The sequence below is a fragment of the Metabacillus sp. 22489 genome (genome assembly GCF_052044855.1).
GTDB classification, from domain to species: domain Bacteria; phylum Bacillota; class Bacilli; order Bacillales; family Bacillaceae; genus Metabacillus; species Metabacillus niabensis.
Window position 1 is genome coordinate 20,803 of record NZ_JBQENT010000041.1, and the last position, 26,804, is coordinate 47,606.

At 33.2% G+C, this 26,804-nt stretch carries 39 protein-coding genes and 1 pseudogene; 8 read left to right on the plus strand and 32 right to left on the minus strand.

Annotated features, from left to right (window positions below; all coding sequences use genetic code 11):
* Positions 1-72: 72 nt before the first annotated feature.
* The 26 genes from ACTJJ9_RS19945 to ACTJJ9_RS20070 form a co-directional block, all read right to left on the minus strand.
* Entirely contained in the window at positions 73-396 is a 324-nt protein-coding gene (locus ACTJJ9_RS19945) for a DUF6572 domain-containing protein (RefSeq protein WP_095303044.1), read from the minus strand.
* 27 nt (positions 397-423) lie between these two features.
* Positions 424-729 (minus strand): hypothetical protein, encoded by a 306-nt coding sequence (locus tag ACTJJ9_RS19950; protein WP_095303045.1) that lies wholly within the window; start codon positions 727-729, stop codon positions 424-426.
* 181 nt (positions 730-910) lie between these two features.
* The gene (locus tag ACTJJ9_RS19955; RefSeq protein ID WP_145583168.1) at positions 911-1,123 is read right to left on the minus strand and encodes a hypothetical protein; all 213 of its coding nucleotides are present in this window, start codon (positions 1,121-1,123) and stop codon (positions 911-913) included.
* An 80-nt stretch (positions 1,124-1,203) separates the two neighbouring features.
* The gene (locus ACTJJ9_RS19960) at positions 1,204-1,707 is read right to left on the minus strand and encodes an ankyrin repeat domain-containing protein (RefSeq protein WP_095303048.1); all 504 of its coding nucleotides are present in this window, start codon (positions 1,705-1,707) and stop codon (positions 1,204-1,206) included.
* 113 nt (positions 1,708-1,820) lie between these two features.
* Positions 1,821-2,216: an immunity 22 family protein gene (locus ACTJJ9_RS19965; protein WP_145583166.1), complete on the minus strand. Its 396-nt coding sequence runs from the start codon at positions 2,214-2,216 to the stop codon at positions 1,821-1,823.
* Positions 2,217-2,290: 74 nt separating this feature from the next.
* Positions 2,291-2,854, minus strand: a complete 564-nt coding sequence (locus ACTJJ9_RS19970) for a hypothetical protein (RefSeq protein ID WP_145583163.1) — start codon at positions 2,852-2,854, stop codon at positions 2,291-2,293.
* A gap of 201 nt (positions 2,855-3,055) precedes the next feature.
* The gene (locus tag ACTJJ9_RS19975) at positions 3,056-3,493 is read right to left on the minus strand and encodes a hypothetical protein (protein WP_186324251.1); all 438 of its coding nucleotides are present in this window, start codon (positions 3,491-3,493) and stop codon (positions 3,056-3,058) included.
* A gap of 47 nt (positions 3,494-3,540) precedes the next feature.
* Positions 3,541-3,909 (minus strand): hypothetical protein, encoded by a 369-nt coding sequence (locus ACTJJ9_RS19980; RefSeq protein WP_440768839.1) that lies wholly within the window; start codon positions 3,907-3,909, stop codon positions 3,541-3,543.
* A gap of 248 nt (positions 3,910-4,157) precedes the next feature.
* Positions 4,158-4,352, minus strand: coding sequence for a hypothetical protein (locus ACTJJ9_RS19985; RefSeq protein ID WP_145583159.1), 195 nt, complete (start codon positions 4,350-4,352; stop codon positions 4,158-4,160).
* Between the two features lie 113 nt (positions 4,353-4,465).
* Positions 4,466-4,594, minus strand: coding sequence for a hypothetical protein (locus ACTJJ9_RS19990; RefSeq protein ID WP_255451958.1), 129 nt, complete (start codon positions 4,592-4,594; stop codon positions 4,466-4,468).
* Between the two features lie 116 nt (positions 4,595-4,710).
* Positions 4,711-5,178 carry a pentapeptide repeat-containing protein gene (locus tag ACTJJ9_RS19995; RefSeq protein WP_440768842.1) on the minus strand — a complete coding sequence of 156 codons (468 nt, stop codon included), beginning with the start codon at positions 5,176-5,178 and terminating at the stop codon, positions 4,711-4,713.
* A gap of 95 nt (positions 5,179-5,273) precedes the next feature.
* Positions 5,274-5,855: a hypothetical protein gene (locus tag ACTJJ9_RS20000; RefSeq protein ID WP_255451957.1), complete on the minus strand. Its 582-nt coding sequence runs from the start codon at positions 5,853-5,855 to the stop codon at positions 5,274-5,276.
* 145 nt (positions 5,856-6,000) lie between these two features.
* Positions 6,001-6,414 (minus strand): hypothetical protein, encoded by a 414-nt coding sequence (locus tag ACTJJ9_RS20005; RefSeq protein WP_145583157.1) that lies wholly within the window; start codon positions 6,412-6,414, stop codon positions 6,001-6,003.
* A gap of 140 nt (positions 6,415-6,554) precedes the next feature.
* Complete coding sequence (locus tag ACTJJ9_RS20010) at positions 6,555-6,947, minus strand: hypothetical protein (RefSeq protein ID WP_145583155.1); 393 nt, start codon at positions 6,945-6,947, stop codon at positions 6,555-6,557.
* Between the two features lie 49 nt (positions 6,948-6,996).
* On the minus strand, positions 6,997-7,602 hold the full coding sequence (locus tag ACTJJ9_RS20015; protein WP_145583153.1) for a pentapeptide repeat-containing protein: 606 nt from the start codon (positions 7,600-7,602) through the stop codon (positions 6,997-6,999).
* A gap of 147 nt (positions 7,603-7,749) precedes the next feature.
* Positions 7,750-8,205: a hypothetical protein gene (locus ACTJJ9_RS20020; protein ID WP_145583151.1), complete on the minus strand. Its 456-nt coding sequence runs from the start codon at positions 8,203-8,205 to the stop codon at positions 7,750-7,752.
* Positions 8,206-8,221: 16 nt separating this feature from the next.
* Positions 8,222-9,196, minus strand: coding sequence for a hypothetical protein (locus ACTJJ9_RS20025; RefSeq protein ID WP_145583149.1), 975 nt, complete (start codon positions 9,194-9,196; stop codon positions 8,222-8,224).
* 234 nt (positions 9,197-9,430) lie between these two features.
* A complete protein-coding gene (locus ACTJJ9_RS20030; RefSeq protein ID WP_145583147.1) occupies positions 9,431-9,790 on the minus strand; it encodes an Imm6 family immunity protein in 360 nt (119 codons plus the stop codon).
* Positions 9,791-10,141: 351 nt separating this feature from the next.
* Positions 10,142-10,609 (minus strand): hypothetical protein, encoded by a 468-nt coding sequence (locus ACTJJ9_RS20035; protein WP_440768840.1) that lies wholly within the window; start codon positions 10,607-10,609, stop codon positions 10,142-10,144.
* A 197-nt stretch (positions 10,610-10,806) separates the two neighbouring features.
* A complete protein-coding gene (locus ACTJJ9_RS20040; protein WP_145583142.1) occupies positions 10,807-11,280 on the minus strand; it encodes a hypothetical protein in 474 nt (157 codons plus the stop codon).
* 349 nt (positions 11,281-11,629) lie between these two features.
* The gene (cdiI, locus tag ACTJJ9_RS20045) at positions 11,630-11,986 is read right to left on the minus strand and encodes a ribonuclease toxin immunity protein CdiI (RefSeq protein WP_145583140.1); all 357 of its coding nucleotides are present in this window, start codon (positions 11,984-11,986) and stop codon (positions 11,630-11,632) included.
* A 13-nt stretch (positions 11,987-11,999) separates the two neighbouring features.
* On the minus strand, positions 12,000-12,683 hold the full coding sequence (locus ACTJJ9_RS20050) for an Imm3 family immunity protein (RefSeq protein WP_145583138.1): 684 nt from the start codon (positions 12,681-12,683) through the stop codon (positions 12,000-12,002).
* A 20-nt stretch (positions 12,684-12,703) separates the two neighbouring features.
* Entirely contained in the window at positions 12,704-14,623 is a 1,920-nt protein-coding gene (locus ACTJJ9_RS20055; RefSeq protein ID WP_145583135.1) for a deaminase domain-containing protein, read from the minus strand.
* Positions 14,620-14,928: a hypothetical protein gene (locus ACTJJ9_RS20060; protein ID WP_145583134.1), complete on the minus strand. Its 309-nt coding sequence runs from the start codon at positions 14,926-14,928 to the stop codon at positions 14,620-14,622. The genes ACTJJ9_RS20055 and ACTJJ9_RS20060 overlap by 4 nt, the downstream gene beginning before the upstream one ends.
* 143 nt (positions 14,929-15,071) lie before the next feature.
* Positions 15,072-15,296, minus strand: a complete 225-nt coding sequence (locus tag ACTJJ9_RS20065; RefSeq protein ID WP_095303281.1) for a hypothetical protein — start codon at positions 15,294-15,296, stop codon at positions 15,072-15,074.
* Positions 15,296-16,003 (minus strand): DUF4176 domain-containing protein, encoded by a 708-nt coding sequence (locus ACTJJ9_RS20070; protein WP_145583132.1) that lies wholly within the window; start codon positions 16,001-16,003, stop codon positions 15,296-15,298. The genes ACTJJ9_RS20065 and ACTJJ9_RS20070 overlap by 1 nt, the downstream gene beginning before the upstream one ends.
* A gap of 268 nt (positions 16,004-16,271) precedes the next feature.
* Here ACTJJ9_RS20070 and ACTJJ9_RS20075 point away from each other — a divergent pair, with 268 nt between their 5' ends.
* On the plus strand, positions 16,272-16,559 hold the full coding sequence (locus ACTJJ9_RS20075) for a hypothetical protein (RefSeq protein WP_186324250.1): 288 nt from the start codon (positions 16,272-16,274) through the stop codon (positions 16,557-16,559).
* Between the two features lie 175 nt (positions 16,560-16,734).
* Here ACTJJ9_RS20075 and ACTJJ9_RS20080 read toward each other — a convergent pair whose 3' ends face one another.
* Entirely contained in the window at positions 16,735-17,541 is an 807-nt protein-coding gene (locus ACTJJ9_RS20080) for a helix-turn-helix domain-containing protein (protein ID WP_145583130.1), read from the minus strand.
* A 191-nt stretch (positions 17,542-17,732) separates the two neighbouring features.
* Complete coding sequence (locus ACTJJ9_RS20085) at positions 17,733-18,119, minus strand: helix-turn-helix domain-containing protein (protein WP_145583128.1); 387 nt, start codon at positions 18,117-18,119, stop codon at positions 17,733-17,735.
* 165 nt (positions 18,120-18,284) lie between these two features.
* On the opposite strand from ACTJJ9_RS20085, the gene ACTJJ9_RS20090 reads away from it, so the two are divergent.
* The 3 genes from ACTJJ9_RS20090 (at position 18,285) to ACTJJ9_RS20100 (ending at position 19,181) form a co-directional block, all read left to right on the plus strand.
* The gene (locus ACTJJ9_RS20090) at positions 18,285-18,503 is read left to right on the plus strand and encodes a DUF1659 domain-containing protein (protein WP_145583126.1); all 219 of its coding nucleotides are present in this window, start codon (positions 18,285-18,287) and stop codon (positions 18,501-18,503) included.
* A 41-nt stretch (positions 18,504-18,544) separates the two neighbouring features.
* The gene (locus tag ACTJJ9_RS20095; protein WP_095303286.1) at positions 18,545-18,763 is read left to right on the plus strand and encodes a DUF2922 domain-containing protein; all 219 of its coding nucleotides are present in this window, start codon (positions 18,545-18,547) and stop codon (positions 18,761-18,763) included.
* Positions 18,764-19,040: 277 nt separating this feature from the next.
* Positions 19,041-19,181, plus strand: a complete 141-nt coding sequence (locus ACTJJ9_RS20100; RefSeq protein WP_145583123.1) for a YvrJ family protein — start codon at positions 19,041-19,043, stop codon at positions 19,179-19,181.
* A 158-nt stretch (positions 19,182-19,339) separates the two neighbouring features.
* Here ACTJJ9_RS20100 and ACTJJ9_RS20105 read toward each other — a convergent pair.
* Positions 19,340-19,936 (minus strand): annotated as a pseudogene (locus ACTJJ9_RS20105) (recombinase family protein).
* Positions 19,937-20,181: 245 nt separating this feature from the next.
* Here ACTJJ9_RS20105 and ACTJJ9_RS20110 point away from each other — a divergent pair.
* Positions 20,182-20,637, plus strand: coding sequence for a DUF3888 domain-containing protein (locus ACTJJ9_RS20110; protein WP_145583121.1), 456 nt, complete (start codon positions 20,182-20,184; stop codon positions 20,635-20,637).
* A gap of 576 nt (positions 20,638-21,213) precedes the next feature.
* On the opposite strand, the gene ACTJJ9_RS20115 is transcribed toward ACTJJ9_RS20110, so the two are convergent.
* The 3 genes from ACTJJ9_RS20115 to ACTJJ9_RS20125 all read right to left on the minus strand — a co-directional run bounded on the left by ACTJJ9_RS20115 (position 21,214) and on the right by ACTJJ9_RS20125 (position 24,165).
* Positions 21,214-22,364 (minus strand): IS3 family transposase gene (locus ACTJJ9_RS20115; protein ID WP_440768841.1). Its coding sequence is split into 2 segments (ribosomal slippage): positions 21,214-22,124 and positions 22,124-22,364, totalling 1,152 coding nucleotides; the frame shifts between segments, so codons are not numbered across the junction.
* A 342-nt stretch (positions 22,365-22,706) separates the two neighbouring features.
* The gene (locus tag ACTJJ9_RS20120; RefSeq protein WP_145585357.1) at positions 22,707-23,603 is read right to left on the minus strand and encodes a hypothetical protein; all 897 of its coding nucleotides are present in this window, start codon (positions 23,601-23,603) and stop codon (positions 22,707-22,709) included.
* A 112-nt stretch (positions 23,604-23,715) separates the two neighbouring features.
* Complete coding sequence (locus tag ACTJJ9_RS20125; RefSeq protein ID WP_145585358.1) at positions 23,716-24,165, minus strand: hypothetical protein; 450 nt, start codon at positions 24,163-24,165, stop codon at positions 23,716-23,718.
* 265 nt (positions 24,166-24,430) lie between these two features.
* On the opposite strand from ACTJJ9_RS20125, the gene ACTJJ9_RS20130 reads away from it, so the two are divergent.
* From ACTJJ9_RS20130 to ACTJJ9_RS20140, 3 genes are all read left to right on the plus strand, one after another.
* Positions 24,431-25,015 (plus strand): carbon monoxide dehydrogenase, encoded by a 585-nt coding sequence (locus ACTJJ9_RS20130; RefSeq protein ID WP_145585359.1) that lies wholly within the window; start codon positions 24,431-24,433, stop codon positions 25,013-25,015.
* A 165-nt stretch (positions 25,016-25,180) separates the two neighbouring features.
* A complete protein-coding gene (locus tag ACTJJ9_RS20135; protein WP_145585360.1) occupies positions 25,181-25,474 on the plus strand; it encodes a hypothetical protein in 294 nt (97 codons plus the stop codon).
* A gap of 393 nt (positions 25,475-25,867) precedes the next feature.
* The gene (locus ACTJJ9_RS20140; RefSeq protein WP_186324344.1) at positions 25,868-26,764 is read left to right on the plus strand and encodes a PIN domain-containing protein; all 897 of its coding nucleotides are present in this window, start codon (positions 25,868-25,870) and stop codon (positions 26,762-26,764) included.
* Positions 26,765-26,804: the final 40 nt, after the last annotated feature.

Genomic DNA, 26,804 nt, shown 5'->3' on the forward strand with positions numbered 1-26,804 from the left:
TTTCCAGCAATGATTATATAAAAATACATTTATCGCCGAAGTTTACATATTTCCAATTCCTAAAGAACTCTCTTATGCTTCGTACACTTTAAATTCAATTTTTAAATCTTGTGTACTCTTTCTAAAAACTTCTATTAATCTTTTGGCATTTTCAGTTAGTGGAAACTTACATCTTAAATCAAAAATAAATCCATCTACTGACTTTGCCTCTGGATAAACACTATATACTTGTCCACTTTCAATAAATGATATATAAGCATTAAGCTTATCCTGTAGCAATGTTAAATGTTCGAGTTCATTTTCCCAATCTAAATGGTCTGCAATCATAAGTGCTACTTTATTTTCGGTTTTACTTTTACCGATTCCATCTATTTTATTTTTTTCTACGATTGACAAACAGCTTCCCCCAATTCATTTCCATATTTAATTAGTTAATTTCTCTCTCATATATTTATGGTCAAGGAAACGAAGCAAATCTGAAGTTAAATATTTCTTCTGATATTCATCTAAATTCGAATTGACAATTAATGTCCCATTCTCTTTTCTAAGTATTTGCTCTGAACCGCTTTCTAAAAACAGCAGATCCCCAGGCATTCTTTTCATAAGCTTCCCGATAACCCTATATAAGTACTCTAAACCTTGAACAAACGTTTGATTAAACAGTTGAACTCTTATGCATACATTAACATTTAGCTTATAATGCTCTTTGATAAAGGCTGTTTTCTCCAACTATGTTACTTTTTTACAGTGTTGTCGTTCTGGGGTGAATTCCGCTACAGTACTCGCTTTCCGCGGGGTGGGTGGTGAGCCTCCTCAGTGTAAACACCTGCGGGGTCTCACCTCTCCCACGCATCCCGCAGGAGTCTCGCACTTCCGCTCCAATCACCCCTTATATAGTTAGCACTATAAACTACAATCTTTTAGAAAGAGCCTTAATAGTATTAATTTTTGAAATATCATCTATTTCTAGAGCTAATGAAAAAAATTCTGTTCCGATTATGATTTCTTCTTCATCGGTGCGAATGGATACATTATCATTCACAATCTTGATTAATTGTTTTCGAATCATGTCTGCTAATGATTGATAAGGTAATGGACTTTCTGCAAACAATTCATAATCCATATATTTCTTACCCCAACTACTCTAATGATTTTTTCGTTTAGATTGATTTATTCGAGATACCTATTCGTGCCTATTAGTAATTAATCCTCCATTTTTCCCCGTATATATTCAGCAATTTCTGTTCTCCCAAACTGTCTAGCATATTCATATGCATCGATATTCTTGATATTCTCTCCAGTATATCTCATCGAAACATCTATCCCTTTTTCAATTAGACATTTTACTACTTCTAGATGCCCACCATAAATCGCTCTAAATAACGGATTTCTTTTTGCTAGGCTTACATCTAATTCTGCACCAGCATTTATTAAATACTCGACGATTTCCAAATGTCCCGCTCCTGCTGCTTGATTTAATGCAGAAGCATCGAATGTACCACCTCTAGCATCAATATCTATCCCTTTTTCAATTAGAAACTTAACGATTTCTAGGTGCCCTTTCTTTGCAGCCATATGCAGCCATGTACCAAAAGGAGTCATCGTGTTCAGGATTTCATCATTCTTATCTAGTAATTGCTTTACTTGGTTAAGATCGTCCTGTTTTATTGCATTCCTTATTGATTTAATTAAGCTTTTTCGTTCCAAAGGATTCCCTCATTTCATTGCTCAGAACGTTCTAATCATTCATCTGATAGCTAACACGCTGTTTTACATTTTATATTATGAGGAGTCATTTATTCATAAATGTCGATATATAGTTACTCCTCATAAACTACCGAACCAATAAAAGTCAGTTTTTTACCATCAAGTGCTGCTTCCTCAACCGTTTCCGGGTATTCGAAGTCATATAATCGTATTGCAACATTGTATTGTTCGGATAAGTGTGGGCCATAAAAGTCTACAAGTTCATCTATTATTGTATCCGAGTATGAAGCATTCCTTAGTAACTCTGACAGTGAAGATATAGGGGGATCAATAAATGTACATTCTAATAAATCTTGGTTGTACTCTGTAAAGTCGATTTTAAAATCATTCATAAATGTCGATGGAATTCTCTCACCAGTTTCATCAAATTTTATATCAACATATTGTCTTAGAAAGTTTTCATTTTTACAATTTCCCAACCATAGAGATACTGCTCCTGGACGTTCCACAACTTATTCCCCCTTTGACAAAATGTGGACGGTTCTTTTACTTCCAAAGAAGCATGAGAACCGTCCACATATTTTCATGGATACCATGAAAGTTTGGCATCACTGTCTAATGGTTGAGTTTTAATTTCAGTACTCAAGGTATTGAACCATTGACTTAGGATTTCTTTCTTTGGTAGATTTGCATTGTCATCGTCTTCCCAAATGATATGAGAAAACCACGCTCCAGTTGCCCACTCAAATTGTAGCTCAGCGTAGGCAATCTTAACGTGTTCAGTTTCTTCAAAATTGCCATTTACGGCAGAAGCGACAGCGGGTGCTTGCGGTAATAATTCATTTTCAAGCTTTTCTTTTATACTAGTATCTTCAAGCTGATTCCACATCACTAACCTGCCATCTATTTGATAAAAAATATCAAAAGAAGGCTGTTCCCTCATGTCTACTAGGACAAAGGCACGCTCTACTGAGTTGTCAGTTGCCTTAACGACATTTACGATAATATTCTGTGCCATTTCCACCCAGTAATTCCTTGCTTCTTCCTCTGGTGACTCAATGTAAAGCTCAGATTCAAGCTCTGACAAAGCAGCTTCTCCTTTATTCACTTCTTCTACTTTCTTAAAAAAACGATTAAAAAACCCCATTAAATGTAAATCCTCCAATTCTATTAAAAAGGGAATATAATGTTATGCTTAGCAATACACCCCAATATCGATCTTATTCTACAAATTTTACCAATATATTTAGTGGGTTAAAAGGTACTATTATACTGACTCTATCAATCTACAAGAATTTCTTTGTTTCAAGAGGTTAGACCCTCCTAGCAAATAGGTTAAATTGTCGGCCTAGGATTTCGGTTCTTTTGTTAATGGTTCTATTGCTGAACCCGCAATTTCAATTACATACCAATTTACAGCAATCAAAAAATCCGTTGTTTCATTCGATACAAAATACTCCATCCCATATGAGTTTTCCATTAGCTTACCAATCATTTTCGCATCCTTCACTACAACAACTGTATTCCGATCACGTCCCTCCTGATCAAAGAAAAGATAAGCAGGTTCCCTTTTTAAGTATGTTGAATAGGAAAATTCGTTTCCCTCTAATGGAATTGTCTCAGTGTCTTCACCAATCGATAAGTGCCCGGTCATTTTAGTGGGGTTATATGTATCAATCACTCTTTTGATGAATTGTTTAGATTCGTTCTCATCTATTACATCGATGGCGATGCCTAGATCAGTACTTACTTGTATTAATTCCTGCGTATTTGGTTTGATATTCATATCTTTATCTCCTTGTGGCTGGGACAACCTCTACAATCATATGCTCTCTAGTTTTTCCACCAACTCGAAGTAATCTGGTCTACACTTAATTCAATAAATTCAATTACTTTTTTATAATCGTTTGATGTAAATTCACGTATTGGGCTTTGCCAGTCCGAATCCTTTACAATTAATACTAGGTAATGGCCCTCGGGGGAAATATCAGGGCTCCAACCTAAGTCTAATGTAATTGATGCTTTCTCATGATGTAATTGCAATAAGCTATCAGTAAACATAAACCAACGATCATCATTCGAATCTAGAGTCTTCGGGTCTATTTCCCAAAATTTGTTGTACTGAACTTTCCATCCTTCAGTTATTCTTAAAGGGTGAATATTTACTTTAGGAACATCCAATTTCACATATTTTCTCATCATTATATCCTCATGAATTATCAAATTATTTCATTCGTAATTATGACTTCTCAAACTAAGAATATATTCAATTCTAGATTTTGCACTAAAGCTTGATTTTGTCACCTTATAGTCTTGACTTTCCATTAACTGTCTACATTCATGAATATTGTGCAATACTAGATTTACCTCTTCTTTATGTTCATCACTTTTTAATTCAATACTGTTAAAATAGTAATCTAATTTTTCATATATAAAGTCTGGTATTTCTTTTAGCTTAAAACTCTCAATGGCAACACATTATAAAATGGTGTCTGTGTAAAAGAATTTTTGTTGAGCTGTCTCCAATCTTCCTCAAATATTTTTGCTGCAGACTGTGATGCTGTAAATCCATCTTCCTCTACATATTCTTCAAAGCTATAAACGACGGAATCTTTGATACTTTTATAATTTACATTAAAATTCATGGCACAGTCCTTTTCGTACGTGACTATGTTAAGGTATTCCGTAATTTCCATCCGGACAATTTACAAGCTCAGGTACCATTTTTCAGAGTAATAGCTTTTATTTAACTACGGTCTTACATTTCCGTAAGCTCGGTTCGTATACTTGAACTACTTACAACACCGATAACGAACCTGGAAACGATATCAATAATCTCCATTTTCTCCAAATAAGTAGCTAGGAATATATTCGTATACAATTCCATTATTATCCCCTAATCTGATAGCATCTAAATACCTTCCGCAGCCCCTTTAAAAAGCTTCACAGCCTCGTTTCCATTAACGATTATTGGTTGCTCAAGGGTTCCTATGTTAATCTTTTTTATACTATCATTTCAAATTCGCTGTTTAAAAATTTTAAATTGTTAATGATGCATTCCCAAAATTCCACTCCATTAATCTCACAATTTTCAAATTCCACATCATTAAGTACACTATAGGCAAATACATCATCTAATTTACAACTATTAAAATATATCTTTTCAAACTTCGTTTCATTTGAGTTTATTTTTCGAAGTGTACAATTTTCAAAAGTGGAATGTTCGATGTGACTAAAATCCAGAACAGCCTTCCCAAAGTTTACATTTCTAAAGGTAATATTACTAAATTTACAATCATATAATTTTGCTCCTCCAAAATTAATATTTTCAAATACCCTATTATGAAAGATGCATCCTGTTATATATACATTTACAAAGTTTAACCTTGATAGGTCGTTTTGTGAGAAATCTATTTCATCTAAAATTAACCTCTTACCCTCTAGCTCATTTTTTGTGCAGAATCTATATATTTATTATGATCGCTTATCAATAAATCTAGCTCTTTTTGTTCGATTTTTTTCATTATCATTATCGTTGTCCACCATAGCATTTATTTTCTGATCCTTTAATTTTCCCACTTTAAATTCTCTAATATTCTTCTATCTATATATGACTCTGTTATCACTGAAAAATCGTCCGAATTGTTGTGGAGACCATGGGACAGGATAATTTTTTCCCCATTATCCATAACGAACTCAACACCAACCTCATTAGCCAATTCAGCAAGCAATGCATTTTGCGGAATACTCTTAATAATACTAATCTCTTCAATCCTATGCCCTACGATTTGACGCCAATAAGAGCTGCTATATTGTTTATCCAAGGCATTAATCGAAAATAAATCAGTATCAGTTTCAATAGGATCATCAGATACATAGCCTGTGTCATCTCTTTCCACCCAAATAAGAACTGAATTTCGCTCTGGGTCACTTGCTGCCCCTATAACTAACCCAGAATGAAAATACATTAACACAGGTCCTGCAGTTAATGAGAATACGTCTTCTTCAACAATCCCACATTGCACCATTGCTTCATGACTCTCCCACCAGCTAAACCTTATCATTTTGTATAGCGTCTGATCTTTCACCTTTTGAAACAATTTACGATTCTCAGATGGTAAGGAACTTACTCTAATGTCAGCATCCAATTAGATTTCCTCATTTCTATCTATATTTTAAAGAAAGCATTTTAAAACAACTTCAATGTAAAACAAGTTTTCTCGCTCTTTTAATAAAGAAATCATCGGGCTACCCTTGGTTACTAAAAACTATATAGACTTAAGGTAAGTACAACTATTGTTGAAGATTCACAAGAAAATCTTCAAGAATTTTCTTAACAACTACTCCTGATTTGGGGATTAATTCATTTACTCGTTTTAGTATGATATGATTCTCTGCGATTATTTTTATACTTTCTGGTGTTGTATAGCTTCTTAGTGTATCAATACAAATTACAAATAGCTCTTCATCTTGAATATTTAGTAATGATAATAGAATCTGAAGTTCATAGTTCGTGCAATTGCTATCAAGACAGTAAGCTAGCTTCTTTTGCCATTCTAAAGGTTTCGTAAGGACCTTTCGTGCTAGCTCTTGCCAATCTTCTGTGCTAAACTCTGATAGTATTTCACTTGCAATCATACAACCATCGTCATACCAGGAATCTACTGATGTTTCGGCAGATAGTAGGTTATCTAAATCTTTATACATGTTTAGCACCCTTCACTCGTTGAAATTAAAAGCATGATGTCTAATTCAATCTCTGCATTACTTTCTACTGGTATCTTAAGGAGACTATATTAAAAAAAGACGTCTTCAAATTAGTATATCACCTACCAATTATTTCCATTTTATTTTTTCTTGAAATATTCATAAACTAGTTTCGTATGTCCATTTTCAAAAATATACTTCTTTAACGAAACTCCTGGGGTAATCACTCTCATATACAAAGGAATAGCATATGGAAGATTGTCACAAAGTAAGTCCACGATCTCTTCTGGTTGTTGCAAGTTATTTAACTCTAATATCAAGGGACAATCTTTATAATCCTCTTCTCTCCAATCATCATCTACATAATTATATCCAAGTTTTATCTCTTCTGATTCTGATAGTTGTACCAAATTATACAACCCCCAGTAACTACTCTCATGTTTTGTGAATCGAACATTTAACAATGCTTCAACATCATTCGTTACTTTGTCAATGTCATCTTGCTTTATGCCTATTTTCACATATTTCTCCATCCTTGTGTCTCCACCCTTAGGAATTGATATAAAATACTGCCAGCTGATTTTACTTAACGGCTTGTGCTTTCATCCAATTTTTAGCTTCCTCATTATTTAGAATCATCGGATTATCAATAGTGCCAATATTAATACTTGTTATCATTGCCTCCTCAATTCCCCTTACACCTGACATATTCACACCATTTAGGAGTACATTTTTGAAGGAAGCTACACTTATGTCCGCATTTTTTAAAATAGCATTTTGTAAATTTGCATCATGAAACAAGCAAGCTATCAAATTTGAATTTGATAGGTCGGTTCCTTGAAAATTAGCTTCATAGCAATCCGCCTTCGCTAACTTCGTATAACACATATTTGCTCCTGAAAAATTCGTATATGATAAGTCAGATTTATAAAAATTTGCTCCATCTAAATTGGCAGAAATAAACTTTGATGAGCATAAGACCGAATAATGAAAGTCCTTCCCTTGCAAGTCCATACTATGAAACATGCATTCTGTTATATATCCTTGATCTAAAGGATAATTTTTCAAATCAATGCTCCTCATATCTTCTTCATCAAGCATTAACTTAGACCCTTGCTTTCCAACTGTATCAATCCATAATTGATGCTGCTGTAGTAGTACGATGATGTTATTTTGACTACCATCCATGATAATTCCTCCAGTTTAGTGTGCCAAATTTAATAACTTTTCCCTTTTTGACTAAAAAGTTAATCAACAAAGTGCGTTTTAAACAAATTAATATATGCTTTCATTAGTTCCTTTTTGGAGTCAAGGTTGAAGACGTACAATCGTAGTCTATCTGTAATACTTGATACACCTTTCTTGAAAAGGGATTCTATCATCGAGAAGCACTTCTTCTTGCAGCCATTTTGTTATGTTTTCTAATTTCCCAATGAATAGTGCGAAGAAGTCGCCCGAATTCGGATATGAAAGTAGTCCATACCCCTTAGGTGACAGTATTTTGTTGGCCTCCCTGATCTTTTCGGGTAAATATTCATAATTAAATGCTTCTAATTTCTCGAGTTCTTCTTTTGTTGCTAATTCAATTTGGTGGGCAAATTCATAATCAAGAATAAAATTGACAATTTCTTGGTATTGCTCACCTTTATAGTCAACGTATAAAAACTTTTTCGTCTTCAATCCATATTTTAATAGGTTTTCGTGTAGGTCATAACTTCCTTGCTCATTCAAAAACGTTTCCAAATCCTTGCTATCAGGGAATATAACCTGTGCTATCCCTCGATCAGGCATATTAGCTTCCTCCCTTTTATTGAAACAAATCTCCATGCTTGTTAGGAATATATTCCGGGTAATTTTTACGATAAAATTGATCGACCATTTGAAGCGCGGTGTCCCATTCAGGGTATGACTCACGTTCTTCAAACACCATTTTCGCTTCTGGAGTATTCAACAGAAAATGATCAATTTCATTAGGTACTGGTAACCCTAGTTGTTTCCTTACATGGATCAAGAATAAGATTTCAAAAGGATAAAATCCGTATCTGAAATCACCAGATTCACCTAGCTCTCCGATTTCAGAAGCTAATAAGGAATGATACTCCGACATTTTCAAAATTAGTTGTTCTATTTCTTCTAAATCATTAGTCGACCAACGTTCAAGCACTTCATCATATATGTTTAGGTCATCAGGGATTGAGTCGCATCGCTGCTCAGCTTCTTTAAACTTATTTTTCACGGCTAGATGCAATTTTTTATTCGTTCCCATGATTGTTTTATTTTTATACTGCAAGTACAGCTCAAGCAGAAACCAAATATGTCTATTCTCTTCATTGGCATCTATTAAATGTTCACCGAAGTGATGAGCCATAAAATCATATAATATCTTTTCTTCTTTCTCCCATCCATACATTGCAAAATGAACTAATGTGAGAACGACCTCTCTAAAGGTATATCCCAAAATCATCTCAGGATACTTGGTTGTATAAAGATCCTGCCCCATGCACTGGTAAAATAAGACCTTCTGCATGTTCTTTAATCCCACTGCATTGTTTCCACCGCCTATTAATACATCGTTTTTCCATTGTGACAAGTGATAGGAGAAAATTTTATTTAGATTTATTAATAGTATGTGATCTTTCTCAGTATCATTTTGTTCAACAATTTTCTCAATCTTTCTTCTACTGACATTATATTTCTCTTTAACATCTTCAAATTTGATTCCATCCACAAAATTTTTGCTATATCTTTTAAAAGCCATTTCTAATTTTTTTTGGTTTATCATTGCATCCTCCTTGTGAATTTATCTATTTCCTTACTCTAGTCTTATACCTTTAACTAATCAGTGCCGAATCTAATATCTACCATTTTCATTATTTCTCCTTTTGTAATAGTGAGACTTTCCAAATCACTACCAGCAGGATACTTTTCTAGTAAGTATTTTTTCACTTTCTCTAGAATCCCAATTTTTAAGAATTCAGCCTTAACCGCACCTTCAACAAATGTTATTAATGTTTCATCATCTACACTTTCCACTATTTGTGGTGGGTAGTTGTTCCTCTTTTCTGTAGGCTTGTCTGGTTGTATATGAAACAGCATATAAAGCAGTGTACCAAGCATATATGTCTTTTGTGCTTTCCCCGCTGCTGGCAAATTCAGCTATATCCTCATAATCTTCACTATCTATGTAGTTACATAAATCATCAGCTTCTATATTTCCTCCTTCAAGCCACTTCCAACAATTATCTAATGCTTCTCTACCAATTTTGTATTCTTTATAATTATCATTTATATTAAGTAGTTCAAACATCTTTTCAGCTACTGCTAATCCTATTGCAACTTTCGCATTATTAGTCACATTTTCTACATAGTTTTTCATCAAAACTACTCCTTATTATTTTAACTATGATTTCCACTGCACCATTTTTACTTTTAAAAACAAGGTGTCTCATGTATATGCTAAGTTAGGATCTATTTCTGATGCAACCTTAATAATTAAGGACAAAATTTATGGTCTTCCTCTTGCCAATCTTCATCTAAGTAGTTATAAAAAAACAGGACAATTATGGTGATATCTGACCATAATTGTCCTGTTCCGTTAAATTTATTCTAGACATTCTATACCTACATTAAAAAATGGTGAAATATTCCTACAGATAGAACAAAGGTTATGTTGGTAATAATGAAAGGGAAAGTGGTTTATTCTGAGTAACCACCAAAAGACCTCGTTTTAGTTTGATAAGTCTTGGTAAATATATGGGAATTTTAGTAAGCTAATTATCTCATTTGATAGATATTTTTCCTGATATTGATCCAATTTTTCATTTATAATCACCGTGTCATTTTCTTTTCTAAATAATTGATCTGTACCATTTTCCACAAACACCATGTCAGGATTAAATTCCTTCAAAATATTCCCGAATATTTTAAACAACACTTCTAATCCTTCCTCAAATGATTTTCCAAATAGTTGAATTCCAACCTCTGCATTAATTTCCATTCCGTGTTCTTCCTTTAAAAAATCAAGACTAATAATATCCTCTGTTTCAATATCAAGTGTGAAGTATTTACAGCTAAGACGAGAAAAATTCTCGTAGTTAGTCACTTTATCTTCAACTGCTTCACACATTATGTTATAAATCTTTCTTTTCAGTGTTTCCTCGTCCAATTCTGTGACTAAAAATAGTGTACAGTCCATTACTACTATCCTCCAAAAACTCTTGTAATCTTCTTTATATATATCCATTCGGGGTTGCTTTTCTTAAACTTCATCTAGTGTCAATAAGATATCGTATATAACATGATAATTATATTACTTAAATTAAAAATACCTTGAGAGGTCTTATCCTATCAAGGTATTGCTTCATCTTAATTTTGTTTTTCTTTTACTGTTCTTTATAAAAAATTGATTAACTCATATTTAAAATCCTCATACATTAAAAATGCTTCTTTTAATATCTCTTCTAATTCCTTATAACTTCGATAAACTGGCTTTTTTATTCTTTCACTTGGATCAATTAATAATCTTGAGTAAACACTCCAAGGGCTTCCTAATCTTACCTCATTATTACGATAAACAACCCAAATAAATTCAGTCATTCCATATTCTAAAATTATATTAAACCATATCATATAATTCGGTGAATTATCTAAAACCCCTACTTTAAAAAATTTCTCCTTGTCATCAAAATCTGCATCATATCCCAACTTATTAAATATTTCATTAACCTTCTCTATTTCATAGTTCTCAATTCTATCATTTATATCATCGGGATTACCTTCAAATTGTTCAGATAATGCTCTATACCTATCAACAAATTCAATTTTTTCCAAAACTGTCTTGATTTCAGGTTTCATCTCAAAGCTCATTTTCTACTCCTCAAATTACATGGCTTTTCTTTAAGTCTTCCCTTTTAGCAAAGCATTCTCTTAACATACCATTAAACCTCAATAATTATATCATCAATATTTAGTTTTCCCAGCTATTTCTAATCGAATGGAAAAATATAAAAAAATAAATAAAAACAGGTAAATTATGATAATTATTCATTAGCATAATTTACCTGTTTCATTATACATTTCTAAGTTTTTAATATGACATTTAGTATGTTTATCGCTCGTTCTTGTCATTAAATTATTATAAAAATCTAGATAACAAATTTCAATTAAAGTAGTTGCAATTTTCACTTCACTTTTACAAGAGTATTATCACACCCTTTTACTCTAAAGATAGCTTATAAGCTATTTTGTTCAACAGGCGTTGAACTGTCTCTCTATCTTGTGAAAAATCCATTAAATATTCCTTGCAAGTTTCTTTTAATAAATTAAAGAATTTTTCTTCATCAAGCATGACTCCATCGTCATCCAATACTCTAAATCGCACTCCTTCAAATGGCCCTTCATCTTCTTCAATATCTCCTGGGAACTCACAATGTAAGTAATCTAAGCTAGTTCCGATACCTTTCGACATGTTTTCTAAAACTCTAAGGAATGTTGTATCAGGTATAGAGTACAGATAAAATTTTGCCGTATAATATTCATCACTTATGTCGGATGCTATACGTGACTTATCCATAGGTTTAAATCCCTTACAAAATTAATAAATTCTTGATTCTCCTCGTTAAATCTTCTTTTTCTTCTTTCGATAACTGTTGCCCGACATCTTCTATATTAAACTGTTTTAGTTCATCTAGTATGTTGTTCAGCTCTTCTTGAACATTAATCCCTTTCTTGATTAACAACTCAGCTAACGTAACTTTTATTGTAATATTCTCGCTCATTGTATTCCTACAGTCTCTTTCAAATCGTTTTAAAACATGATTAACTACTTGACCCACATTGTCACTTTCAAAACTTTCTGCTTCAAAAAATTCCTTCACATTTTCATTAATTTCTTGATAATACCATCTTGCTTCAGAACAAAAATCTAAAGGTTTTTCGTCTAATTTTAATAAAATATTATCCTTGCGACTTATTAATTCTTTTACTTCATCATCTGTTAATTCAGTTCTAAGCTTAGTAAAATCTATAGAAAGCAATTCTTCTTTTGTTTTTTCTTTTGCTGTAATTAGTACTTTGGATTGTTTTAGTAAAAATTCCCCATACAGAATCTCTATAACTGCTTTTTCCATTTCTCCTTGGTTTATAACCGTCTCATATTCATTATAAGTTCTAGCTAGAGCTTCACGGTTACTCATATTATTTTGTTTATATGAATAGTAATCTTCGATAAACGATTCAACTAATTCTTTATACTCCCATTTTAAGTCCATATTCAATACTCTCCTATGTTTCACATGTTTTTTGGTGTTATTAGTTCCCCACCATTATGAATTACTTCAATTGTTATATTTGGATATCTTTCTTTAAACTGAGAAATTATATTATTACAACTTCCACACGTATCTTTTTCTGTAAACAATTTTACATTTCCTGTAACATTATTATTTTCTCCGATTTTTTCGGCTAAATCATTTAATATTTTGTATTCTGTATCCGTTTCTCTTACAAAATTATCTCCCTTCTTATCAGGTGCCTTAGTAGCTCTAAAAGTGGGATTTTCAGGTTTTAATGAGAAACCTTCTAAATTTGGATTACCAGAGGAAATGTCAACCTGACTTGATGAATAAAATTCTTTTTGTTCTACAATAGGAATATCCACCTCAGCGTAACCAAAATTCCCACCCTTTTTTAAAACTTTTTTGGATAAACGACTTTTTATCTCACTAACTCTTTCAAGGATATGAGCATCTTTTAATGGGTCAACTCTCCTTGTTGACGTCCAATCAAAATCAATTAATTTTCCGGTTTCAGGGTCAATAGCATATCTATGTTCAATTGGTGTTGAACCAGGTTCTACTCTAGGTTCATCCTTACCCTTATTACCATCCTTATCACCTTTCCCCCCACCATTTACTCTATCAATGGCCATTTTCAATGGGGCAACTATGTCATCCTGAATAGTCTTATTATCCAAGACATTCCAAGGTACTTTCATATCAGAAGGTACACCTACAGTAGCCAGTCTATCTTCTATATTATTAGTTCTAAACACCCCATTAAAAAAGATAATTGCACCATTTCTTACACCACTTACAAATTCGATAGCACCATTCTTAATCCCTTCAAATGCCTTGTTATTATTTACAAGGTCCTTCACTTTGGCTTGAATTCCATCTGATACCGGCTTTGTCTTCGGTCCGTTCCCATTATCAACAGCCTTCAACCACTTGGCCTTCCCAAGTACACCAACATACGGAATAAACGAAGTTGACACATTACCGGCAATGTACATAATGCCTTCTTCTTCCGCTGTATCGGTAACACCTTGGCCGAGTGATTCCAATATGCTGAATGGGTCTTCAACCGCATTTACGACCATTTCGCTGTATTTATCCTTAATTTCGTTCGCTTTGTCCTTGAGAATGTCTGGCTCAACGAAGTCTGGGATTTGATTGGAGACAGCGACGATTCCTGCCTCGACAATAATTGTAACAAGTCCAACGACAATATCAATGATACCATCAACTAAGCCTTCGACGAAGCTTGATACCGCATTCCCGATTCCGCTTAGGACATCTACTACTCCTTCAAAGAAGTCTGTGTATTTGTCTTTAACATCTGCGGCTTTGTTATTGTAGGCATCATCGGTGTTTTCAAATGGGACAATTTTGTTATCATATAGATTCCATAAGGCGTCCACTTTTCCTTCTAGGATACTTTTTGATGCTTTAATCTCGCCACGAATATACTCAAGCTTTTCCTTATTTGCCCGACTTCTTTCCTTTTCTTCATCCGTTGGGTCGTCCCAAAAGGCAAAGGAAAACGGGGTATTATAGATGATATTAATCGCCTTTGGGACATTATTTGTAACCCCAGATTCTACTTGGCACAAGTTGGCCCAAATATCATTGCGATCGACTCGCATCATTGAATTTCGGGCAAGTGGTGTTATATAAGCAGTTGTGTCGTCTACATAGCCTTCAAATAACGATAGAAGGTCACCGATTTGGCCTTGATAATCCTTTATATGCTTCTTTGAATCTTTGACAACATCATCCCAAGCGTCGATGCTGTCAGCGTAGTTGTTCCGGATAAAGCTTACTAGCGTTACTAATGAAGAGTGCATCGTATCGAGGGCATTTTTATATGTGTGGAGCTGTTCAATAATCCCGTCCAATATTCCGTAATTGATTTTTAAATCACGTTTCATGATGTACCACTCTTTATCTTCTGACCTATTTGTTCATCTGCACTTTGCATTTCTTCAATTATCTTTTCTCCGACCTTTTTAATCGACTCCAAATTTTCTAAGAGACTTGTATTAATGTCATCGTTCATGTTGTCCAATACACCGTCTAGCTTATCGATGAAGTCGGAGTTAAAGCTCTTTAACTGGTCTCTTGTACTATTTCGGAAGGTTGTTGTGTAGCTTTTAAAGTCATCAATGCCGCTTTGTAGTGAGTTCAATGCAGCCTGGAGCTCGTTGATATCCAGTTTAATATCTGGTTTCGCCAAATACTTGCACGTCCTTTCCTTAATATTGGAAGGCAGTAGGCCACTCCACCTCAAACAGATGTGAACCGTAAAAAGTAAAGTAGGAGATAACTGCCTAAGGTTTTGATCTACAAATGAGATACTTATATTATGGAAGCTTCAATTTATCTAAAATTGACTGACTTAATTGTAGAAATTAACTGGTCAAGTTCCGCGATCATTTCATCAATAATTTGACGCATTTCCTCCTGAACAGAGGCGTTTTCGAGATCCATGTCCTCGAAGTTTTGTTTAATTTCTCTCTTTGCGTCCTCAAGGTTATTGATGATGCCGGAATCCCAGCCACCGTATAGAAGATCGTGACAAAAATCATAGGTATATAAAGCCATTATCGCTCACCTGCATTTTGCTTTAATTCGATTTCCTTTTGGAGCTTTCGCATATCTTGTACAGAGAATTCAATAGATTTTAAGTTTTTATCAATAATTAACTCTTTTTTCATGATGATTTCCAGTGCTTCCTCAGCCTCATCTTTATAGCCATGATGAATGACATTTTTTATGAGAGGTGTGGTGAAGTGGATTTGTGCATCCTTTCTCATTTCACCGAATGGGTAGAGGACACCACAATAAGGGAAGTAAGTCTTATAGCCCTTTGGCGCAATAAATCTACCTGTTATGACAACTTTCGCGGGAACACCATGCTCCTGACTCGGTTTAAAGTAATTCTCATCAAGCTCTACAACAGTGCCTAACGGTAAAACCTCCCGTACGATTTCAATACAGCTCGTAAGGAAGTAAACATACGTTTCGTCATTTAAGGTAAAAGATTTTTCTAAGTATGTTAACGTATGAAGGTTATGTTCACGATGATAGTAAATATCAATTTCCTGACTATATAGCTCAAGTGATGTCATCTGTTCTTTATAGGCAGCATATAAATGTTGAAAGATTGGTTCATCTAAGGCAAATCGTTCGCAAAAGTCCTTTATGACAAGGACGCATTCGATTTGTTTTTCCTTATCTAACGTCTTCATAATCTGGTTAACCTTTTCTAAGACTAAGTCTTTTAGTTGTTGCTTAAATTTATTTTGCATAAATTCACACTCTCCCTTTTCATGTCAACTGCCATGAATTTGGTATAGGTAAATGTTACTTCCATTATTATGCAAGCTCAATCACTCTATTTACCTATTTTAGGAAGGTAGGTCGTTTTCACTAGATAGAGATTTTTTGATTTTTCCAAAGTAAATATCTATTTCATAAAGGACATGCAAAAGATTTAGCCAATACTATATAAGTGAGAAAGAAAATTGTCGAAAATGAATATTTACATAATGATAGAAAGTGAAGGAGGGAAATCAAATGGAAATGCAGGATTATCTTTCAAGGGAGATTAAGCAAATTAAAAATGAGCGCGGAGATGAAATTGAGGTTGAGGTTCGAAGGTATGAAAAGCATTACCACGCGATTGCTACGATTTGTGAGGACAAGCCACCTTTTAAAGACTACTTCGCTGAAGCAACCGATAGAAAAAGGATGAATGCCCTGCGCAAAGCATTAAAGGATTTATATGAACAAGCATATAGCTATCCAACGATGCAATTTATTTTATATCCTCGAAAAAACGACGATACACAGGGAGAAGGGTAAAAAGCCTTTCTCTTTTTAACGTTTGTATGGCAAACGTATATTGCCTCAAAATCTCCGACTGCTTATCGATTGAATCCCGGTTTAATTATGTATTTTGCATTTCCGATGCTTTGACTATTCACTTTGAACACTATCTTCTTTCATTACAATTGCTAAAAATGCATGGAGACTTTTATCATTCCCCCTCATTCAAAAAGTCATAAAATAAGTGTTTTGTTTCTTTGCGCTTTTCGACAACGAGGCTTGCATAGAGAATTGTGTAAAAATACCCAGCAAATGTTGAGCGGATTTTCCCAAGCTTTTTCGCAAAAACCGTTTGTTTAAAAGCATCTATCACCTTATCAATGACGTCCTCAAGATCCTTTTGCAGCTGCATTTTGCTATAGACAATTAATACTCGTTGCCAAAGGCGATAAATTTCTATTGCAGGAAAGAACGGTTTTGCTGCTTCGACAAATTTAGGTGATACAGATTCTGGTAAGTAGCTTGAATCTAGCTGTTCTAGTGACGGCTCTACTTGCTCTATTACGTTATTAGGTTTTAGATCTTTCTCACAGGGTGAGTCTTGCTTATTCTCTGTTTTATTAGGAGTGTCAGCTGGAGTGACAGCATGCGGTGACACATCGTTTTTTAGAGAATCAATAGATGCAAAGTGCTGAATGACAAGGATATTCACACCTTGCTTGCCGTTCATTCTCGCGGTTGGAATTTTTTTCATGAGTCCTTTCTCAACAAATTTCTTCACAGCACGCATTGCTGTTCGGCGACTTACATTCGCCTGCTCAGCGATATACTCATATTTTGCAAAGGAAACACCAATCACTTTAACGGAATGTCGCCAAATTTGCTGTAGCACCTTCAGATCCCCTTCTGATAATTCCCCTTTATGCTTATATAGAAATCCACGTACAGCCATGTCCATTTCTTCAGTGCTTTCGAAAGATTGATAGTTTTGAATTGTTTCATAAGTAAGTTTTTCCATACCCTTTAGCTCCTTTTTTGAAATTGCAGTAGCTTGTCCAGCACTTGAAAAGCTCCTGTCAACCTATATATAGGGAGTTAAGGATCGGAGAGTAGCGTCATTTTTAAAATTTTTTTTTAAAAATTAAGCTGTCTCAAAGAATTCATTAGTCCCTTTTGAGACAGCTGCAAATGTTTGAATGTGTTATTTTGTTAAAAATGTTCCCAATCTTCCTCTTTATTGATCATTTCTTTTTCGGATGATTGAAAGGGTTGGATGACTAAAATATTTGTAGCTCGCTTTCCGTTTGCTCTTACTGTCGGAATCTTTTTAATGATGCCCCTTTGCTGCAGTATTTTAACCGCACGGATAACTGTTCTCACACTTACCTTTGCCTGTTCAGCAATGTAATAGTTGCTGGCAAATGAAACACCGATAACCTTTCGTGAGTGCTCCACAATGCATTGCAAAACAGCCCTTGTTCCAGAGGACAATTTTGCTTCATGTCTCGACAAAAACCTGTGAACTGTTTCATCCAACTCCTCGACTGTTTGGAAGGATTGGTACTTATTAATTGTTTTGAGATTTAGTTTTTCCATGTTTACTAGCTCCTTTTTTTAAAATAGTCTTCATTTCATAAATAGGGAGTTTCGAGGAGAGCAGTAGCGTTAAAATATAGAGAAATTTTTTTAAATCTTTTTTTATTTTCCCGCTACTCCTAGTTCACTTTCTCTATATATAGAAGGTGAAGGAGGTGAGAGAGAATGGCAGTTGAAACTTTATTAGAAACTCAGTTAAGCCTTGTCTTCGATATGGGAGTGGATGAGAACGGAAAGGCGAAAACAAAGCGCAAAAGCTACAGCAATGTGAAAACAAGTGCAACTCCAGACCAATTGCTGCAAGCTGCACAAGCGATTGCAAGCTTACAATCAACACCACTTCTATATGTGGAACGCAATGATTCAAACCAAATCAATGCGTAATGGAAATGAAGAAAGCTAAATAAGGAAAGGAGGGAACATCAATGGCAAAAACTCTTGAGCTTCAATTTTTAAACACAGCTGGAAAAACAGTCAAAATCAGCATTGACTCCCCAGCTGAACCCGTTGACCAAGCAGCCTTAAACACCGCAATGGACGAAATTCTCGCCTCAAACGTCTTCGTTTCAAAAGACGGCGACTACGTAACAAAAAAAGGCGCAAGAATTGTTGAACGCAACGTAACAGATATCGCATTAATGTAATGTGGTCAATTTACTGGGGACACAATTTAATGGGGACAGTCCCCATTTTGCGGCAATTTTCAGCTGTTGTGGGGATGGAGCCTTGGTATGAGTAGGTTTGTTTGAGGTGGGGACAGTCCCCCATGCCTTTTTGGGGACTGTCCCTATTTTCGATCATTTGTGTACTTTTAAAGCTAGATTCCTTATTTTACTTGTGTTTGCGTGGTGGTGGGGACAGTCCCCAACGGTTAACGTTGGGGGACTGTCCCCCATCAAAACAATGAAAAGAGGTGAGAACATGGAGCAGTGGTTGTCAGTGATTGGCGAGGTTGGCTTTCCAATTGTGGTGACGTTGTATTTGTTGAATCGAATTGAGAGTAAGCTTGATGCGTTGAATCATTCGATCCAGATGCTTCCTTCGCAGTTGGGTAAGTTGTAGAGAAAGTATAGGAATTGGAGTCTCTTTATGAGATAAATTAGAGAGATTGTATATAGAATTATATCCCATTTCGCATTTAGTGAAATGGGATTTTTATTGATAGTATTGTATTGCATTAGAGAACGAAAATAGGGGATCGAACAACAGTAGAGCATTTACTAATAATTATCATAATGGCTCAACAAGTATATAAATCTTAATTTTTTTCTCAGAGCTGCTTGTATTCTGTTAGCTCCAATTAAAGTACTTTTTGAAATGGCAGTAAGTTCTTCTCTTGTTTATAATAATGTGTTGCTAATAATCCTAAAGCATGATTAATCTGTTTTTTTTTGCTATATTCGTTAGGACGAGCTTCTCGAAAACTTCCACACTGCTTTGAAAGCTTTACCTCCCTCACTATGTTCAACAATCATAAACCTTTCAAATTGAGCAAAAGAACTCATAATGTTAAAAATAAGTCTTCCAGCTGGTGTTTCCTCGACAATTCCTACATCTAGAATGTGTACTTTTACTCCTTTCTCAAACAAGAACTATACTGTTTCAATTGCTCTACTGTTGAACTTGCAAAACGGTCTAACTTGGTCACAACTAAAGTATCACCATCTTTTAATAAAGACCATAACTTCTTTAAATTTTGGACGGTCTGCTTTCGTTCAAGTAAACTTCTAAGAGATTATTTTATCGCACCCTTGTATTTCATTATGTAAAAAAATTCTTAAAATAGTTTTATTTACGACACTTAGATATGACACCATTCAATATCTTAATATTACTGATCAACAAAAACAGTATCAAAACTTTTAAGTTATGACACTTTTAATTTTATACAATTATATTTGAACTGTCACTTTTGGAGTTTCTTTGATTCGAAACTTTGCGCTATAGGTTAATTCGATTGTGAAGTAATACACTTAAACTAAAGGGGCAGGTTAGTTCAACAAGATTTAATGAGAATAATTTTTTAGTAATTGACAAACGTTAATGAAAAAGAGGTGAACATATGAAGAAATTTATTATTATGTTATTTTCGTTAGCGTTAATTTTGGGTTCAGGTAATTTAGTTAGTGCAAAGGTATCCGAAGAAGGTAAGATTAAAAAAAACGTCTATGCTACGACAGAGGATATTTTGTTAATGATTATTTCACCAAAAGTTGAAAATATCATACAGGAGAAATATGGTCAAAAAATGACTTGGAATGTCCAAAAAGTAGCAAGAGTAGATTTAATAATTGATCATACACAAAAAGAGTCTGACGCTTGGTATGAAATGAAATTAGCAGTTATTGTTGCTGATCCTCAAAATGAAAAGCCAGAATGGAAATCAGACTTTATTAAATTAAAAATAGATATGCCTAACTTATTGCCAGATAGAGAAGCTAAAGGTAGCGATGAAATTAAAGACATAAAAATTGATTTAATTAATTATGAACAAATAAGAGACGGGAAGCCACAATAACTTAATTTATTTAAGTAAAACTTGAAATACGTAAAAGATGCCTTACTTAGTTGAGTAAGGCAATTTTGATGCATAAATGAAGATTGTGAAGAAATGTACTTAAAGTAAAGGGTAGCTTTAGTTAAAGAAGAGTTATTTTTTAGAGCAGCATGTTTTGATTTAATTTTTCAAAACATGCTTTTATATTGGAATTAGCTATGAATTTAGTTGTAAGTGAAAAATATCACCTAAAAGTATGAAAAATAACTCCTAAATTGACAAAAAAGGCGACTTATAATGTGCGACTTTTGATTTTTTTCTTATTGAATCAAAGATCCCTTTAGTTTAATTGGAATATCCCACAAATTTCCATTTCTATTTTCACCCTATTTTCACAAAGCCAAATTAACATAGCTTTGTTAATATAAAATATAGCTGGCGAATTAGAGAAGTATGGATTTGAGTCAATATTTTGGACACAAAAAAGTTAAGTTCTAGTGTTATTAAAATTATATTGATGAAAGAAGTTTGTTTTATGCCAGTGTTTGACACGGTGCCTCTGTGGGAATCACTTCCAAGCCATGTAAGTGCACAAGCTTATGCTATCTTCACTTGATCTTCAATATCTTGTGGAGTGTTATAACCTAAACTACTGTGAATTCTTTTTCGGTTATACCAGCCTTCAATAAACTGAAACATTGCTAGACTCGCAGTTTTATAGTCTAAATATGTAACATGATGAACTTCTTCCTTCTTTAAAATGGCATGAAATGATTCAATACAGGCATTATCATATGGGCAGCCTTTTTTACTGAAGGATTGTTTAATCTTTTTTGTTTCACAAAGCTTTTGAAAGTCTTCACTGGTATACTGGGAACCTAAATCTGAATGAAGGATTAATCCTTCACTTGGATGTTGAGTATCGAGAGCGTTATTTAAAGCGTTGATTACCAAATCTGTCACCATTGTTCGTCCAAACGAATAACCAACGATTTTTTTAGAATGCAAGTCCATAACGGAAGCTAGATAACACCAACCGTCTCTTAACGTATTGATATAAGTAATGTCAGCGACCCATTTCTCATTAATTGTAGTAGTAGTAAAGTCTTGATTTAATAGGTTATCACGATCAATTACTTTCACTTTACTTGACTGAGGACGAAACTTCTTCCTCACAATGGAAAAGAGACCAGCAGCCTTCATCAGTCGTTGAACACGTTTTAAACTCACTTTAAATCCACCTTTTTGCAGGATCTTGTGAATTTTTGGGGCACCATAACGCATTTTGCTTTCTTCATGGATCTCTTTGATTCTTTTTGTTAGTTGCTTGTTTTCAGATTCACGATTAGATTCCGTTTTTTTAAACGATTGATAAAAAGTGCTTTTAGGTATACCAAGTACACTACACAGAGTTTGTGTGGCATGTTGGTCTTGAAGATCTACAATTACATCGATGAGCTCGTCTGTTTCTATTTTTTCGCAAATATGGCCATAGCCTTTTTTAAGATTTCATTTTCCTCCTGAAGATGGAGCATTTGCTTTTTCATATTGGCGATTTCATCAGCTGTCACAGTTGAGCCATCCTCCGTTTGTATTGGAGAAAACTTCTTTACCCATGCATAAATAGTTACTTCAGAAACGCCATATTCACTGCTTAAATCTTTAGCTGAGCTACCAGAGTTATAAAGATCAACGATCATCTTTTTAAAATCTTCGTTATATTTTTTGCCTGTATTTTTGTTTCCCATATGGACACAACCTTTCTTAGTAACATTTTAACACTTAACTAAGTTGTGTCCATGGAACTATACTAGCATCAGTACGCCATAAAATAGTCTGGATAGAGACTCTTATATGCCATATTGAATTAATCTCAATTTCAGTTAAATCGTTTGTTTTGTTATATGTAGCAAAGAGTTGTGCTACAAAATTAAACCGAATTTCTCTTAAAGCTTCGTCGGAAAATACGCCACTAATGACTACCTCTATTGCTTTATAAAGTTCGATTAAATACGATTGTAAATTTTGTTTTATCAAACATTTCTTATTAATTTAAAAAAAACATATAAACAGTAAGTTATGTTTGTTAATTATTTTACACTTACTCTATTTAATGTTTGAACAAACCATGGAATTCTTGTTTCGTCGGTCTGTTTTTCAAACGGATTCTCAACCACTCCAATAACTAAATTTTTATTTTTGACTAATTTGATGTCTAGAGGAATATTAATAATACCTTTATTGTCAACCTCAACAAATCTGTTTTTTATAGGAAGATATTCATCCCCTAAATATGCAAATATTGCATATTTTTTAACGTTAGTAGAATTGAAATTTAACCAAAGTTCAGAGTTGCTATTATATGGTAATATTGTTATCCCCTCATTCTCGAGACTTTTAGAAGGTTTAGTGGTTAATATCGCTGGCATTTCTTCACTAGAATCGAATGCTTTATAATTTATATAGTCTACCTTAGGTGGACTATCCGAACCTCCAACGATTAATGTTGTTCGTTTCGCTAAATTAAAATGCCCAGGTGGAAAAAACTTTTTTTCTAATAAGAGTTTATCTGGATTTCTTACTGATAAAACAATAAAATCATGCAAACCATTACTTAAGTCTTCTAACTCAATATCTATAGTTTTTTCTTCAAAGGGATCCAATTTTATATCTATAAAGGTTAATTCCTTATTGTTATATATTATTGTTGATTCATTGTAATCTAACATAAAATATAATCTAAATGAATTAGATTTAGTATCACGATTATGTAAATTTATACTTGGATTAAATTCATTACCTTTTTTAATGTGAAATGTTTCGTTTAATTGTGAAACTGCTGTTTCATCATTTAATCCTAAAGTAGTACCAATAGAAACATCCTTTTTAACTTTACTACTGACTTCTTTAACAGTAGCATCCTTGTTGCAACCAACCATTATAATGGTGAAAAAGAGTATTAATAGTATATATAACCTTTTTTTCATTACAGAATTTTCCCCTTTACCAATAGTTATTTATCAACAGTTTTGAAAAATAAATAGAAAAAGATTAGTGGCTATATATACTCTCCACTAATCTTTATAATTAGTATAAAATTTACAAATCACTATCTATAGTTCTATCGGCAACTGATTGACCATAATTATCCAATGCATAGTGATCTGATGCGCCATAGTAAGAAGATCCAGTATAGTATTTTACATAATCAGGTATTGCATATGCATGATAAGCATTACTTCTTCTATCTAATTTGTATGAAACACTTTTATTATTTTTATAAATATAAGAAGCAACTCTTATCTCTTTACACATTTTACTACAATAGGTACCACCATCTGAATGGACATTTCCATTAATTAAATTTGTATCAGTTCCCATTGACACAAGTGTTCCGATACCTCTAGCACTAATTCCATTACTTGGTTCAGAAAGCATATATTCCTTAAATGAATCATCAGAAGATGCTTCTGCTACATTCCCCCCAAATACCAGGGTACCCATAACAAAACCTAACAAGGTAGTTTTCAAACCTAGTTTTCTTAACATATAATCCCTCCTAGTAATTTTATTACATATATATAATTCCACAAATTTACAACTTTTCCTTTATTTTTTAAAAAAAGACCCTTTAATCCAAGAAGGTGTCACTTTTGGAGTTATTTTGCATCTTTTATTAGTCGATACATTGCACTAGATATATATAAGGTTTATTCGATTGTGAAGTAATATACTTAAACTAAAGGAGCAGTTTAGTTGAAGAAGTATAGTCTCAAATTGATTGGGGAAAATATCACTAAAAATACTTAGGGTGATGAAATTGGATAAAAGAGTTAATCTATTATTGATTTTATTAAGTTTTTTAATCTGTGGAACAAGTAATGGAACAGTGTATGCTAAACCGAATAATACACTTCCACCATTAGAGGAAATGTATATTAAACATGGTTATAAAACAGTTGAAGAAGCAGTTAATGAATTTGAGAAACACTTTAAGAAGGATGTGAAATTGCCATTTATAGTTCCTTCTATCCCTTTTACCCATCAGTTTGGAAGATTTACTGAAGATAAGGAATATGGAGTAAATGACTCTCTGAATATAGAGTTTATAAATGAAAATTCTCCAGAAAATCACTATAAAATTGATATAAGACCCTTAAAAAATAAAATAACAATAAATGATAAAGCTAATCAGAAATCTTATACACTTAAAAATGGACATGAAGCCATTTTTTTTGCCGAACAGAATGTTTATTTCTTTGTTTTTGAAAAAGATAAATGGCAATATATTCTCGGAATTGATAAAAGACTAACTAAGAAGGTGTCAGCAGAAATGTTGGTTGCAATTGCTAATTCAATTGATTATGTACCTAAAAAGAGTAGTTCGTTATTGAATTAATAGTTAGCAATACTTCAATAAAGAACCATCGCTTTTTCTTGTTCAACTATAGATGCAGGTCAATGCAGTAAGGATAGATTATATTTATGGTAAAGTGAATTAAAGATTGTAAAGGTTGGGGCTTTTAGTTGATATTAAATTTTTTTAGTGAACGGAGATTAAACATTGAACCGATTATACTTCTCATTGAAAAAGGCAGGTTTAATTTTCACAAGAGATATAGACCAAAAAGAAGAAGATTTCATTCTTCTTGAAACAAGGAGAAATGGCTCTTCTGAGGTTGATATTGCTACATTTGAAGCTCTTTTCGAAGATGTGAAAGAGAATCCAACATATGAAGCCTTGTCTGGTTCTCATACTTTTAAATTAGATGGGGTGCAATATACTATGACTGCTGAGGAAATGGGATATCAAAAGTATTTTGACCAATGGAAAGAGCAAGGTTTGTTTAATTTCTAATCCGTATTCGGTGCTTTTATGAAGAAGTCGTTATTATTCTTCAACTAACGAGTGCTTTAGTTGAAGAAGTCTATATTTTTTTAGCATGTTTTTGTTTAATTTCAAACCATGCTTTTATATTGGAACTAGCCAAGAATTTAATGTTGTAAGTGAAAAATATCACCTAAATGTATGAAAAATAACTCCTAAATTGACACCATCTACTTCTTTATGAATTTCCATCACGCATTTTCCTGGTTTTGATAGTTCAAACAATAAGATTATAAACTTATTGTCACTTTACACCTATTTTAAAAAAGGTTTGAATTAATGTGATAATATACCATTTATAGTTGTGTAATATGTTAAAATATAAATAATATATTACATATAGAAGATTGGTGAAAACTAATTATGGATACTAATACAGCTCTCTGTTTAGATACAAATATTTTACTTAATTTATTTGAACCTGGTACACACGACACCACGACTTTTAATAAATTTCTTACTGCAGTAATAACATATGAATGTCATTTAATAATTACCGATCAAGTACTACTCGAATGGAAAAGACATGTCAATAAAACTCAGAATGATTTTATTGACAATAGTCAAAAGACTATTGAGGAATATAAAAGTTTAATAAGATTTCTTGATACAGAAGAAGAAAAGATGGAAATGGAAAAAACACTTGAAAAAATTAAAAGAATGGAAATTAGAAAATATAAATACAACTATGGTAAAAGAGCAGAAAAGATAAACAACCTTTTGGATGATCCTAATTACACTAAAATAGTAAAAAGATCTCAAAAAGCTGAACAATTAATCGTTGAAAAATCAATAAAAAAAGAAGCACCCTTCTTTTATAATGAATTTTCGCAAAATAAGAATCATCTAAAGAATGAATCAGCAGATGCATCTATCTTTTTTACTTTATATGACCATATTAAAAACGGTACTATTAATTATGAAAAGATATATTTTATCACAGATAATAAAAAGGATTTTAGTGATCCATCAAACCCTGCTAAAATCCATGAAAATTTAAAGCCCTTTTCAGATGAAGTAAGTTTGATTTTTTCTAACAACTTAAAAGAAATTCTAAACTCTCTTATAACTAGAGACGAAGGCATATTAAATCTTTTTGGCTCGGAAGAATCAATGAATCAATTTTTAATTGATAAATATTTTACAAAATGCCCTAAATGTTTTGAAGAAGTTCATATTAATGGGGAGTGTAATATTAACTGTGTAAGTAAGGAATGCGTACGGTTCCTTACTCACACAGTTTTTTATTTGATAGAATAATAAGTATAAAGCTAAAGGAGTGGTTTCAGTGGGGAAATTG

Excerpts from the sequence above, each read along its gene's own strand:
- ACTJJ9_RS19955 (WP_145583168.1), bottom strand. The coding sequence starts at position 1,123 with ATGGATTATGAATTGTTTGCAGAAAGTCCATTACCTTATCAATCATTA.
- ACTJJ9_RS19970 (WP_145583163.1), bottom strand. The coding sequence starts at position 2,854 with ATGGGGTTTTTTAATCGTTTTTTTAAGAAAGTAGAAGAAGTGAATAAA.
- ACTJJ9_RS19975 (WP_186324251.1), bottom strand. The coding sequence starts at position 3,493 with ATGAATATCAAACCAAATACGCAGGAATTAATACAAGTAAGTACTGAT.
- ACTJJ9_RS19980 (WP_440768839.1), bottom strand. The coding sequence starts at position 3,909 with ATGATGAGAAAATATGTGAAATTGGATGTTCCTAAAGTAAATATTCAC.
- ACTJJ9_RS19985 (WP_145583159.1), bottom strand. The coding sequence starts at position 4,352 with ATGAATTTTAATGTAAATTATAAAAGTATCAAAGATTCCGTCGTTTAT.
- ACTJJ9_RS19990 (WP_255451958.1), bottom strand. The coding sequence starts at position 4,594 with ATGGAATTGTATACGAATATATTCCTAGCTACTTATTTGGAGAAAATG.
- ACTJJ9_RS20005 (WP_145583157.1), bottom strand. The coding sequence starts at position 6,414 with ATGTATAAAGATTTAGATAACCTACTATCTGCCGAAACATCAGTAGAT.
- ACTJJ9_RS20010 (WP_145583155.1), bottom strand. The coding sequence starts at position 6,947 with ATGGAGAAATATGTGAAAATAGGCATAAAGCAAGATGACATTGACAAA.
- ACTJJ9_RS20015 (WP_145583153.1), bottom strand. The coding sequence starts at position 7,602 with ATGGATGGTAGTCAAAATAACATCATCGTACTACTACAGCAGCATCAA.
- ACTJJ9_RS20020 (WP_145583151.1), bottom strand. The coding sequence starts at position 8,205 with ATGCCTGATCGAGGGATAGCACAGGTTATATTCCCTGATAGCAAGGAT.
- ACTJJ9_RS20025 (WP_145583149.1), bottom strand. The coding sequence starts at position 9,196 with ATGATAAACCAAAAAAAATTAGAAATGGCTTTTAAAAGATATAGCAAA.
- ACTJJ9_RS20030 (WP_145583147.1), bottom strand. The coding sequence starts at position 9,790 with ATGAAAAACTATGTAGAAAATGTGACTAATAATGCGAAAGTTGCAATA.
- ACTJJ9_RS20035 (WP_440768840.1), bottom strand. The coding sequence starts at position 10,609 with ATGGACTGTACACTATTTTTAGTCACAGAATTGGACGAGGAAACACTG.
- ACTJJ9_RS20040 (WP_145583142.1), bottom strand. The coding sequence starts at position 11,280 with ATGAGCTTTGAGATGAAACCTGAAATCAAGACAGTTTTGGAAAAAATT.
- cdiI (WP_145583140.1), bottom strand. The coding sequence starts at position 11,986 with ATGGATAAGTCACGTATAGCATCCGACATAAGTGATGAATATTATACG.
- ACTJJ9_RS20050 (WP_145583138.1), bottom strand. The coding sequence starts at position 12,683 with ATGGACTTAAAATGGGAGTATAAAGAATTAGTTGAATCGTTTATCGAA.
- ACTJJ9_RS20055 (WP_145583135.1), bottom strand. The coding sequence starts at position 14,623 with ATGAAACGTGATTTAAAAATCAATTACGGAATATTGGACGGGATTATT.
- ACTJJ9_RS20065 (WP_095303281.1), bottom strand. The coding sequence starts at position 15,296 with ATGGCTTTATATACCTATGATTTTTGTCACGATCTTCTATACGGTGGC.
- ACTJJ9_RS20070 (WP_145583132.1), bottom strand. The coding sequence starts at position 16,003 with ATGCAAAATAAATTTAAGCAACAACTAAAAGACTTAGTCTTAGAAAAG.
- ACTJJ9_RS20075 (WP_186324250.1), top strand. The coding sequence starts at position 16,272 with ATGGAAATGCAGGATTATCTTTCAAGGGAGATTAAGCAAATTAAAAAT.
- ACTJJ9_RS20080 (WP_145583130.1), bottom strand. The coding sequence starts at position 17,541 with ATGGAAAAACTTACTTATGAAACAATTCAAAACTATCAATCTTTCGAA.
- ACTJJ9_RS20085 (WP_145583128.1), bottom strand. The coding sequence starts at position 18,119 with ATGGAAAAACTAAATCTCAAAACAATTAATAAGTACCAATCCTTCCAA.
- ACTJJ9_RS20090 (WP_145583126.1), top strand. The coding sequence starts at position 18,285 with ATGGCAGTTGAAACTTTATTAGAAACTCAGTTAAGCCTTGTCTTCGAT.
- ACTJJ9_RS20095 (WP_095303286.1), top strand. The coding sequence starts at position 18,545 with ATGGCAAAAACTCTTGAGCTTCAATTTTTAAACACAGCTGGAAAAACA.
- ACTJJ9_RS20100 (WP_145583123.1), top strand. The coding sequence starts at position 19,041 with ATGGAGCAGTGGTTGTCAGTGATTGGCGAGGTTGGCTTTCCAATTGTG.
- ACTJJ9_RS20110 (WP_145583121.1), top strand. The coding sequence starts at position 20,182 with ATGAAGAAATTTATTATTATGTTATTTTCGTTAGCGTTAATTTTGGGT.
- ACTJJ9_RS20120 (WP_145585357.1), bottom strand. The coding sequence starts at position 23,603 with ATGAAAAAAAGGTTATATATACTATTAATACTCTTTTTCACCATTATA.
- ACTJJ9_RS20125 (WP_145585358.1), bottom strand. The coding sequence starts at position 24,165 with ATGTTAAGAAAACTAGGTTTGAAAACTACCTTGTTAGGTTTTGTTATG.
- ACTJJ9_RS20130 (WP_145585359.1), top strand. The coding sequence starts at position 24,431 with ATGAAATTGGATAAAAGAGTTAATCTATTATTGATTTTATTAAGTTTT.
- ACTJJ9_RS20140 (WP_186324344.1), top strand. The coding sequence starts at position 25,868 with ATGGATACTAATACAGCTCTCTGTTTAGATACAAATATTTTACTTAAT.